The organism is Paenibacillus glycanilyticus, assembly GCF_023715145.1.
In the GTDB taxonomy this organism is placed as follows: Bacteria; Bacillota; Bacilli; order Paenibacillales; family Paenibacillaceae; genus Pristimantibacillus; species Pristimantibacillus glycanilyticus_A.
This window is the reverse complement of sequence record NZ_JAMBNP010000021.1, coordinates 22,023-34,584: the sequence shown is the minus strand read 5'-3', so window position 1 is coordinate 34,584 and position 12,562 is coordinate 22,023. Positions and strand designations below refer to the sequence as shown.

The 12,562-nt window shown below is 51.3% G+C and carries 4 protein-coding genes; all 4 read left to right on the top strand.

Annotated elements, in window-relative coordinates:
* Nucleotides 1–29 precede the first annotated feature (29 nt).
* Nucleotides 30–971: a methylenetetrahydrofolate reductase gene (locus M3194_RS29940; protein ID WP_251657782.1), complete on the top strand. Its 942-nt coding sequence runs from the start codon at nucleotides 30–32 to the stop codon at nucleotides 969–971.
* Between the two features lie 453 nt (nucleotides 972–1,424).
* The gene (locus M3194_RS29935) at nucleotides 1,425–4,949 is read left to right on the top strand and encodes a PA14 domain-containing protein (protein ID WP_251657781.1); all 3,525 of its coding nucleotides are present in this window, start codon (nucleotides 1,425–1,427) and stop codon (nucleotides 4,947–4,949) included.
* 26 nt (nucleotides 4,950–4,975) lie between these two features.
* Complete coding sequence (locus tag M3194_RS29930) at nucleotides 4,976–6,562, top strand: S-layer homology domain-containing protein (RefSeq protein WP_251657780.1); 1,587 nt, start codon at nucleotides 4,976–4,978, stop codon at nucleotides 6,560–6,562.
* Between the two features lie 29 nt (nucleotides 6,563–6,591).
* On the top strand, nucleotides 6,592–12,369 hold the full coding sequence (locus M3194_RS29925) for a glycoside hydrolase domain-containing protein (RefSeq protein ID WP_251657779.1): 5,778 nt from the start codon (nucleotides 6,592–6,594) through the stop codon (nucleotides 12,367–12,369).
* The last annotated feature ends 193 nt before the right edge of the window (nucleotides 12,370–12,562 follow it).

The window sequence follows — 12,562 nt, the reverse complement described above, 5'->3', positions numbered from 1 at the left end:
CTACTATGGACGCAAGGATGAAGAACGAGATGCTTAAGGATAAAATTTTGAACAGACAGGCCGGGATCATCACTTACGGCATGACGCCTCCCAAGTCGAGCCATACGCCCGAGAAGCTGGCAGAAATATCGGAAAAGCAATATGACCGTCTGAAGGATCTGGACATTGACGGCCTGATCTTATACGACGTTCAGGATGAAGCGGACCGCACGGACGAAGAGCGACCGTTCCCTTACTTGCAAGCGCTGGATCCAACGGTATATAGCAAGAACTACTTGAACTATTGGAAGGTTCCAAAGATTATTTACCGGGTTGTTGGCAATAACTCGGAAGAGAGCTTTGCGAACTGGCTGAAGCAGGATGCGGAGGAGGACCGGTTCTCGGTCTTTGTTGGTACTTCCTCCAGCAAGCAGCAGACGACGATGAAGCTGCCGGAAGCCTATGAGCTCAGCAAAAAGCTGAACGACCGGTTAACGCTCGGCGGCGTAGTCATTCCCGAACGCCATATGAAGAAGAACGACGAGCACCTTCGGATCAGGGAAAAGGTAGACGGAGGATGCAAGTTCTTCATCTCGCAGGCTACGTTTAACGTGGAAGCCTCGAAGAACATGCTCTCGGATTACTATTATTACTGCCAGGAGCAAGGCATTGAGACCGTTCCGATTCTGTTCAACCTTGCCCCATGCGGCTCGCAGAAAACGCTCGAGTTCATGAAGTGGCTTGGCATCAGCATTCCGAAATGGCTGGAGAACGACCTGACCAAGTCTTCCGATATTTTGGACAAGTCGGTTACGCTGGCCCTGAAAATTTTCGAAGAGCTGTTTGAGTTTGGCATTGAAAAAGGCATTCCCATCGGCTGCAGCATCGAGAGCGTATCGACGCGCAAAGTGGAGATCGAAGCCTCCGTCCAGCTGGTGAAGGATATTAAGAAAATGATTGACCGTAAGCTTGGCGTACATGCCGTTGTGTAAAATAATAAAGCCGCTGTTTTGAGCCGGAGCTTGTTATGAGCCCGGCCGGAACAGCGGCTTTTTTTTCCTTCGAAGCCTCCCTCCCATCTATAACAGACCTCCTTTAAACATGTAATCTAGCAGGGGATATCCCATTTAATAGGAAAAATTAATAGATAAAATCTTTGTACACCAAGATTATATCTATTAAAATGAGGCCTATTTTTTATTGAATACCAAGTGACATGGATGTAATAATAGTATTATTTATTTATTGAACAAGTGATTAATATGTAAAAATTACATAACAAATATAATATAAATAATTATCATTCAGATAAATTAGAATAATGAGTTGAAATAATCATTATAAATAACCTGCATTTACTATTTCTTTAAATTTATTTTACACTCCATGAATTAATCTGCTTTATTATGATGCAGTAGCATTAGGTAGAGTAGGAGGAATCGGGAGTGAAGAGAAGTTATAAGCTGACTAACCGAATGTTGGCCGTTGTGACGCTTTGGACGTCGGTCGCCGCGTCCGGAGGTTATTTCATGGTGCAGCATGCCAATGCCGGAACATCCGCCGAGAACGTGTTTGCGAGAGCGGGAGTAACCGCAACGGCAAACGGTTATGTATCGGATGCGTTCGCGCCGTCCTTGGCCATTGACGGACACAGAGAGAGCGGTGAATGGCAGTTCCAAGGAAATGATGGCCTGCCGACTGCGGAGAATCCGTATTGGCTGGAGGTAGATGCCGGCTCGGAGGTCAGCGTAGAGAAGTTTGTTGTTGGACATGCCGGAGCAGGCGGCGAAGAGGGACAGTACAATACGAAGGATTTTACGATTCAAACCAGTGATGACAATGTCAACTGGACGCCGGTCGTAACCGTGGACGGTAACACGGAAGGCACAACGACGCATGATCTGGACACGCCGGTGACGGCAAGATATTTCAAGCTTTCCATCACGAACCCGGGCGAAGTGGACTCCGAGACCGGTTTCTATGCCGCGAGAATCTATGAGTTTGAGGCGATTGGCTTCGACAAGAACGAAGAAGCTCCTGAAGCACCGGACAATTCAAATCAAGAGGATACCTCAGATTTGGCTGCAGAACCGGGTGAAGCACATGGCTTGCTCGGCGAGTATTACCTGAATACAGGCTCGGGCAACAACTTTGCCTACGGCGACTATAAAGCAACAACAGTTGATTCGTTGATTAATTTCACGGACCTGAACCCTGTCCTGAAAGGGATGACGGGTGTCGAAGAAAACGCAAACGTACGCTGGACCGGTCAGATCATGCCGCCGGCATCCGGTGACTACACCTTCTATATGATGGGTGACAACGGCTTCCGCGTATGGATCGATAATAAGCTTGTTATCGACCACTGGGTGAATGATTGGGATAAAGAGCAGACAAGCACCCCGGTTACGCTGGAAGGCAACCGCAAGTACGATATCAAGATTGAATACTTCGAGGATTTCGGCGGCGCTAATCTGTATCTGCGCTGGTCGACTCCTGCGCTTACGAAGGAAATCATTCCCGAGAATGCTTTCTATCTGCCTGCGGATTATACGGGAGCAAAGGCAGCAAGCGTAGCGGCAGACGGCAAAACCCTGCTGCTCGACATGATCTCGGATCTTAAAGAGCTGCCGGCTGAGCTCAATACTCATCTTGCGGTGACGGTTGATGGACAAGCCGTGCCGGTTCAGTCCATCGCGCAGGGCGCTAAGCCAAACGGCTTAACGATGGACCTGTCGAGCGTGATTTTGCCAGGACAATCGGTGAAGCTCTCGTATGACGGGCAAGGCGGCTTGCAGTATAAGGATGGTTCGGCTGTGAAGAGCTTCGTCTTCAGTCCAACCAACTTTTCTGAGGTAGTCGACTATACGCCATATGCGATCGCGATGACGTTATACAAGAACGCGAAGATCAATCGTGCCTTCGCTTGGTACACCACCTACAATAAGCCTCAAAGCGCACCGACAAACGCAACGGACAGTATCGTTGAACTCGTGCCGGCGGGTGAGAACTTCGACTCGTCAAACAAGCTCAGAGTGGTGGGCAAGCCGGAAGAAACGCGCGTACTGAATAACCTGAAGATTACAAGCAGCACGACCGGGACGTTCATCAGCCATAAAGTGCTGGTTGAAGGCTTAAAGCCGGGAACGGCTTACAAGTACCGCGTCGGCAATGACGGTTACTGGAGCGAAGCGGGTTCGTTCACAACGGAAGCGGAGAATGAGGACGACTTCAGCTTCTTGTACATGACCGATTCGCAAGGCTCCAATTCGCAGGATTACGATGTATGGGGCAACACGATGCAGCAAGCCATTACCAAATTCCCGGATGCAAGGTTCCTGCTTATGACCGGTGACCAGGTTGACGCGGGAGCTCTTGAGTCGCAATGGCTGGACTACTTCAAGAAGCCGCAGTCGATACTGATGAACCTCCCAATTATGGCGGCGGTCGGCAACCATGAAGGTCCGTACAACGACAACTATTATTATCATTTCAATTACCCGAATGACTCCATTGAGGATCCGCTCCCGCCGGGAAGCGTGTACGCGTATGACTACGGCGATGCGCATATCATGGTCCTCAACACGATGGATATGGGCTGGGATCAGAGACAGAAGGATTCCTTCAAGCAGGAGATTGAGTGGCTGAAGCATGAGGTAGCGACGACGGATAAGAAATGGAAGATCGTTGGTTTCCATAAAGCGATTTATTCCGTGGGCAACCACGCGCTTGACGGCGATATCCTGGATCTGCGCAAAATGCTGTATCCGGTCTTCGATGAGCTCGGAATCGACGTCGTGCTGCAAGGGCATGACCATACCTTCATGCGTTCTTATCAGATGCTTGACAATAAACCGGTTCAAAATGTTAAGACGGACGCTCAAGGCAGAGCCGTTAATCCTGACGGTACGCTTTACATGATTAACAACTCGGCTGCTACGAAGTTCTACGATGTGAAGGACGGTGTCGACCGTTTCTATGCAGCGGTATACCAACAGCCGAAGAAGGCGATCTTCTCCGGCGTCAGCATGACGGAGGACAGCTTTAAGATTGACTCCTTCATGTCGGGAGAGACTTCGCCGTTTGATACGTACACGATTGTTCGCGACGAGGAGAAGCCAAAGCCGGTCGAGCAATTGGATGTAGTCAAATCGGTCAACGGCAATCGCACGATTACGTGGAATAAACCGGAGGATGAAGGCGTTAGAGGCTTCCGGATCTACGAGAAGAACGACAAATTGGGTGCCAACTGGAGCGTTTATATTCCGGCTGTTGCAGGTCAAGCTAGCTATCAATATGTGGTAGAGAAGACAAACCTTGACCAAGCTTATGAATTTGTCGTGAAAGCCGTTAACAAACGCGATAATTCGGAAGGCAAAATCGCGACAAGCGCAGGCGATCAGCCGGCTGCTCCTACAGCTCCGGTAGTGGACGACGCGCATAACACGTTTGGCTGGACGAATGCAGCGGATTACGCTCAAGTGTCCGATTACGAGTACAGCATGGATAACGGTACAACATGGAAGCCGGCAACGGCGAACCCGCAGCCTATCGTCGATGGCAGCTTCGCTGCTGGAGCCGTTCAGGTTCGCGTGAAGGCTAACGAAGCGAAGGGCATTATTGCCGGTAAGACGCTCGTTTCGACGAAGGCGTTCACGAAGAACGATACCCGCGATACGTTCCTGCTGACAGGCGAGATTGAACGGGACAAACAAATGAAAGTCAGCATTAACGTCGAGCCGCTCGTGGAATACGAGGATGATGCGTACGTGGTATTCCAATTGATGAAGGGGAATAACCCGCAGCCGCTGCTCGTCAGCGCCGTGCCGCTCAAGAAGACCAAGCTTGAGATGACGCAGTACTTCAATGAAACCGGAGCCGATTACAAGGTGAAGGTATTCGTCGTGAACCAGTTCGACAGCAAGAATGAGACGCCGGTTCAATTGGCAAGACCGAAGCTGTTCCAATAACGGCTGGAAAGAAAGGATAATGTGCAGTGAAAAAAGTTATGGCAGCCCTATTGGCGTTGTTTATCGTTGTCCTGCCGGCAACCGGGTACGCGGCTGCAGCATCCTTCGCGCTTAATCTTAGCGCGAAGGAAGTGCTGCGCGGCGGTGAAATTACGTTCTCCGGAACGGCAGAGGACGATGTGGTCCTGAAGATCATCCGTCCGAACCAGACGACCTTTTATATGGATGTTATTGAGCCTGCTGAAGGCACTTATTCCTCAACCATTACGATTCCCGAGACGCAAGAGTTTGCGCCATGGGGCGTCTATAAAGTAGTTGCGAGCAGCGGCTCCTCTTCCGTGAACAAGACGTTCTCGGTGGTCGAGAAGCTGGGCGAAGGCGGTACTAACCCTGATCCGGGCAATGGCGGCGGGACGACACCTCCTGCTACTACCATTCCTGCCGACGCCGGCGATTCAACGGGCTCTGTTATTAAGCCGGAGCTTGGCAAAGACGGTTATATTTTCGGCAGCGGCACTTTAGCTTCCGCGATCAGTAGCGCGCAGGGCTCCGTTACGGTAGAGCTGCCAGCGGCGACTGGTGATGCGGGCAGCAGCTTGAACTTCCCGGCAGAGACGCTGAAGACGCTGAAAGACAAGAACCTGGATCTTATTATCATTTCCGGCAATTCGACGCTCCGGTTCCCGGCCGGATCCCTTGCGACATCCGACACTTCGGCGAATGCGCAGATCCGCATCGTAGTAAATACGCTGCTGACGAATGATGCCAAGAGCGTTATCGACAAAGCGCTTCAAGCGAACAAGGATTATGCGTCGACAGGCGTTGTTATCTCGGCAACCATTCAATCCGTGAATGGCAGCAATGTGACGGAAATTCATAATCTGGACAAGCCTGCCGAGGTTACGCTTAAGCTGACTCCAGACCAAGCGAAGCAGATCGGTTCCGATCTGGCCGGCGTGTATTATGTGAACGGCACGAAGCTTGAATATGTGGGCGGCAAGCTTAAAGGCGATACCTTCACGTTCAAGACCAATCATTTCTCGACCTATACCATTCTTGAGTACAACAAGACCTTCGCGGATCTCTCCGGCAAATGGGCTTGGGCAGCAGAAGCTGTTAAAGCGCTAAGCGCGAAGCATATCGTTACCGGCGTGGACGAGCAGCATTACGCGCCAAGCCGCAACATTACCCGCGCGGAGTTCGCTACGATGATCATGCGTACGGTGGATTGGACGGAAAAAGCTTCCGTTGAAGCAGGAACAAATCCGTTCAAGGATGTACCGGCCGGTCAATATTATACCGATGCGGTAACCCGCGCGGCTAAGCTTGGCATTGTGAACGGTTATGGCGGCGCATTTAGACCAAATGATCCGATTACCCGCGAAGAAGCGGTTGTTGCACTGATGCGTGCGGCGAAGTACTTCGAATTGACATCATCCGGCAAGGGAGCTTCGGCGTTCACGGATGCGAAGCAAATCTCCGCTTGGGCGAAGGATGCTGTTGAGAAAGCATGGGCTGCGGGATTAATTGAAGGTGACGGCAAGCTATTCCATCCGAAACAAGCCGTGACGCGCGCGGAAGTCGCCGTCATGCTTAATCGGCTGCTTCCTTAAGGAAGAGGAAAGAAGGAGGATCCATCCGAATGTTTAAACAGCTTTTTGCGGTAGCGATGACCGTGCTGTGCCTTACCAGCTTTCTGGTGCCGGCAGCGTCCAATACGGCATACGCGGCTCCGGTAGTAGGAGTAGCCACCGGCAATGTGGCTTTGAACGCGACAGTAACATCATCCGGCGAGTGTAACGCGAACGAGAAAGCAAGCAATGCTGTTGACGGAAAGACCGATACCAAATGGTGCGACAATACCGCAGCTGCGAAAAAATGGCTCAAGCTCGACTTGGGCAAAGAGTACATGATCAACGAATGGACGATTCAGAACGCGGCGATCAATGAGTCCAATCCATTCTGGAATACGAAAAACTTCAAGCTGCAAAAGAGTGACGACGGCGAGACTTGGACTGACGTTGACGTTGTGACTAACAACGTACAAACGATTGTCGACCGGTTCGTTGAACCGTTTGCCGCGCGTTATATCCGTCTGTACATCGATAAGGCTGCTTCGGACGGCAACGTAGCCCGGGTCTATGAGCTCGAGGTATACGGGGTTGACGCCGATCAAATTCCTAGCGCACCGGAAACAAACCTGGCGCCAATCGATTATGTAGATCCTTTCATTAATACGCTTGGCGATAACGGCCAGACAAATCCTGGTCCCACAACGCCATTTGGTCTGGTATCGCTTGGTCCGGACAGCGATGGCGGAGCATTCAGCGGTTACTATTACGAGAACAAATATTTGAAGGGCTTCTCCCATCTGCGATTCAGCGGCGTAGGCTGCAGCGGCGGAGGCGGCAACATCCTGGTTATGCCGGAGACGCGCGACTTCACCAAGAACGTCGCGGAATACAAGCAGAAGTACGATAAGAGCAGCGAGCAAGCATCCGCGGGTTTTTATGGCGTAACGCTTGCATCCGGCATTAACGTGCAATTGACTTCTTCGGATAACGTTGGTTTCCACAAGTACCTGTTCCCGGAAGGAACGGATAAAGGCTCGGTACTGGTCGACCTGTCCAATTCGTACGCAGGCATGGTGGATGCCAATCTGAAAGTAACGGGCAGCAATGAAATTACGGGGATGATCAAATCTCAGAACGTATGCGGACACGGGTATTATACAATCTATTATTCGATCCAATTCGATCAAGATTTCGATTCCTACAGCTCGTGGCAAGGGGATTCCGTAGGCGCGGTTGCGGAGCGCAAAGGCGCAAGCAGCGGCGTATGGCTGAACTTTAACACGGCAGCTGACAAAACGGTTCAAGCAAAAGTAGGCCTTTCCACGATTAGCGTAGAGCAAGCCCAAGCAGAACGCGGCGAGTATGCGGACTGGAATTTCGATGCCCGTCACGAGGAAGCTAGAGCGGCATGGAGCAACGTGCTCAACAAGGTTGAGATTACGGATGCGGACGAACAGAATAAACGCGTGTTCTACACGCAAATGTACCATTCCTATCTGAGCCCTAAGAACGTTACCAGCTCGGCTGGCACGTTCAAGGCAGGCAGAGACGAGAATACAATCCGCCAGGCTTCCGAGCTGGGCGAAGATTTCGAGTATTACAATGGCTGGACGACATGGGATGACTTCCGCAAATACGCGATGTTCTCCTTGTTCGAGCCGGAGCGCTACAACAATATGGTGAAATCGCTGGTGGATCTGTACAGCACCCGCGGCACTTATACCCAATGGGGCGACGGCTATTGGCCAAGCCCGACGGTCCGCAATGAGTTCAACGGTCAAGTCATTCTCGATGCTTATGGCAAAGGGTTCCGGGACTTCGACGTCTACAAGGCGCTTAAGGGAATGGCCGTAGACGCGGACAACTTCTCGATCAGCGACGGAGAGATCTCCGGCAAGCTGGAGAAGGCGAACAGCGCATCGTTCCCGATGAAGCTGGCCGAGCTGATCGGCGACAAAGCGACTTACGATAAGTACAAAGAGCTTGCCCTTGCCTACAAGAAATTGTGGAATCCGAACCAGGTGGATGAAAAGGGCGTCAAAACAGGCTTCTTTACGCCAAACGGCACGACGGTTGGAGCCGGGGATATTTTGCCGGTAGACCGTTATGCTTACCAAGGCAACCTGTGGCAGTACCGCTGGTCTGCACCGCAGGATATTAACGGCCTTGCCGATCTGATGGGCGGCAAGCCGGAGATGGCGAAGCAGCTGATGCATTTCTTCGAGATCGATGAGTATATGGCGATCAATGAAGAAGATATTTCTGCTCCGTATCTCTTCAACTACCTGGGTTATCCGTATTTGACGCAATATTACGCTAGACAGTTCACGACGGAGGTTGTGACGCAGAAATATCATAACCACGGGAATTACGCCTATCCGATCAAATCCCGTGTGTATCGCGACGATCCGGAAGGTTATTTGCCTTCCATGGACGATGACGCAGGCGGCATGTCCTCCTGGTACGTCTTCAGCGCATTGGGCCTGTTCCCTGGCAACCCGGGCGATGCTTACTTCCTGATCGGCTCGCCGATCTTCTCCGAAGTGAAGCTGCATATGGGTAGCGGCAAGACGCTGACGATCAAGGCAAACGGCGTCTCCAGCGAGAACCGTTTCATCCAATCCGCAGAGCTGAACGGCAAGAGCTTCGATCAATCCTGGATTTCGTTCGAGGATCTGATGGCTGGCGGCACGTTGGAGTTCCAAATGAGCAAGACGCCTAATTACAGCTGGGGTGCCAAAGCAAGCGCGGCTCCTCCAACAACGGATTATTCGGCTGAGATCGACAATAACTTGAATCATGAACCGTTGATCGCCGAGAAATCGACTTGGAAATATTATGACAAAGGCCAAGCGGCAGGCGAAGGCTGGACGGAAGTTAATTTCGACGACAGCAGCTGGAGCGCCGGTCAAGCTATGCTTGGTTACGACAGCTATAACAAGCCGGCAACCAAGGTGAGTTATGGTCCGGATGCTAACAACAAGTACGTAACGACGTATTTCCGCAAGACTTTTGAAGCGAAGGATATCGATAAGATCCTTGAGCTGGACGGAAGCCTGATCCGCGACGACGGCGCGGTCTTGTACCTGAACGGGCATGAGGTGTTCCGTACCAATATGCCAACAGGCGGCGTAGGCTACGGCACGTATGCAAACGCAACGGTTGGCGATGAGCGGGATCGCGTCGGATTTATCATTGATCCTTCCTATCTGGTTGACGGCACGAACGTATTGACTGCCGAGATTCACCAGGTCAATGCGACGAGCTCGGATATCGCGTTTGAGTTCAGCCTGGAAGCCGTTCGCGAGCTGACGATTCCGGCCGCGCCAACGAATCCGGTGACAGACGATAAAATGAACACAATTGGGTGGACGCCTGTAGAAGGCATCGACTCAGCAAGCGACTATCAATTCAGTACGGACGGCGGTAAGTCTTGGAGACAAGCTACAGCCAATCCGCAGACGGTTGGACCTCTCAATTACGCACCAGGAGAGATTCAGGTCAGAGTAATGGCTAACTTGAAGGAGAACCGTGCAGCTGGTGAAGCGCTACTCTCTACGGAAGCTTACACTTCTGATGTGAAATGGGATGTATACGACCTGAAGGCCAATATTCATCAAGACGGCAACATGGTTGTTGATGTAACAGGTACCTTAAAAGGCGATTATGTTGATTCCGCGGTTGTTGTCTTCCAGCTGATGGACGGCAAAGAGCGCGCATGGGTATCCAGCGCGGTGCCGGTTAAGACAGGCAGCTTCGATATTTCGCAAATCTACAACGTGGATGCAAGCAAGTACAAGGTGAACGTCTACCTTGTGAATGAGTTCAACGGCAATATCTTCGAGTCGCCGCTGTGGCTGGCCGATCCAATTGTCCAGCAGACAGAACCTGGATCGCTTCCGGATCCGGAAGGTCCACCGGTTATTGAAGATCCGGTGCCGGTGCCAATCCCATTGCCGGAGCCGAAGCCGGACGAACCGGAAACACCGGAAGAGCCGGGCAACGAAATGACGGTTCAATTCGAGGATCGCGCAGAGTGGACACCGGCTACGCATCCGGACGGCAAAACCCTGCAGACGGAAGCCGGGAACGGCGGAACGGTTGTTGCCCATACGTTTAACGGCGCATGGCTGGCCTATAATGTGAACTTTGGTTCAACAGGCTTTAATGGCGTAACCGTTCAATATGACGCGCCTACGGATAAAGTGCCTGCCGGCTCCAAGCTGGAGTTCAGACTTGGCAGCGAGACCGGCGAGCTTGTCGGGACCGTTGATCTGGATGATAAGAATGCAGGCTGGGGCAGCTATATCGCAACAAGCGCGAAGCTGACAAAAACGCTGACAGGTGCACAGAAGCTGTATGTTGTCATGGTAGCCGGAACGCCTAATAACCTTCCGTACATCGGCAACTTCGACTGGTTCAAGTTCGAGAAGATTAGATCGGATTATGCCAAGCTGGAGCTTGAAACGTACGACGAGTGGACCACGGACGTGAATACGGGCAATGGCAACACGCCGCTCAAGACAGAAGCGGGCAAAGGCGGAGCTGGCCAGCAAGTGGCCAATACGTTCAACGGCGCATGGCTGGCATTCAAGAAGATGGACTTTGGCAGCGAAGGCGTTGACAAGTTTGCGGTCGAATACTCGGGCAACACCACAAACACCTATAACAACTCGGCTGTCGAGGTTCGTCTTGGCAACCCAACGGGTACATTGGTTGGCAAAGTCGCGACGCCTCCTACGGCAGGCGCTTGGGGAACGTATGCTACGGTCAGCGTTAACCTGACGCAGAAGCTGACTGGCATTCAGGATGTGTACCTGGTGTTTACCGGTACTGCGGCAGAAGGAGAGACAGGCAAGAAATATATCGGCAACTTCGATAACGCGGCGTTCTCCCTGAAAGCAGAGGAGCCGGAGCAGCCTGATCAGGAGCAAGTCACCGTACAATTCGAAGACAAGACGGATTGGAATACGGCTCTTAATACGTTCAATAAACAGGCAATGAAGATCGAGAACAACAATGGCGGCAAAACGATCGGCAATACGTATACCGGTGCATGGCTGGGCTTCAAGGATGTTGATTTTGGTTCGCAGAAAGGCAAGAACCAAATATCTATCGTCTACGACGCACCAACCAATAGAGCTCCTGCGGATGTAAAAGCGGAGATCCGCTTAGGCAGCTACGATGGTACGGTTGTCGGAACAGTATCGATCCCTAATACAGGGAGTGCTTGGGGTCAATATAATACCGTAACTGCGGACCTTAACACAACGGTTAAAGGCAAACAGGATTTGTACATCGTCATGACGGGAAGTACAACTTCGGACCTTCTGTACGTGGGCAACTATGACAGCTTCACACTTGGCTATAAGTCTGTTCGCAATGATTATGCCAAGTTGGAGCTGGAGTCATATGATGCTTTGACTGCGGAGCGGAATCCAGCAAATAGCGATCCACTCGGTACTGAAGCGGGTAAAGGCGGAGCTGGCAAGCAAGTGAAGAACACGTTTAACGGCGCATGGCTCGCCTATAAACGAATGGACTTTGGCACGCAAGGCGTAAACAGCTTCTCGGTTGAGTATTCGAGTAACTCGTCCAACTGCTTTAATAACTCTGCAATTGAGGTGCGACTTGGCAGTCCAACCGGCACTTTGGTGGGGACAATCGCCGTTCCTCCAACGGCAGGAAGCTGGGGAACGTACAAGGTTGAGAGCGGCAGCTTGACGCAGAAGCTGACTGGCATTCAAGACGTCTATCTAGTACTTACCGGTACGTCCGTTACTGGCGAGACAGGCAAGAAGTATGTCGGCAACTTCGATAATGCGGCATTTTCGTTAAAAGTATAGTTATATGAAGTAAAAGAAGGGGTTGTACCAAAAGTCATCCAGAATGACTTTGGTACAGCCCTTATTTATTTGCACAAGCATCTAAACCGATGACAGTCATCGTTGTTTGCTTGCACACATTGGAATTCATCCAGTTCATTTAAGCTATTCTAATGCTGCATACCCCTACATTGGATTTCATCCATCATTCGTA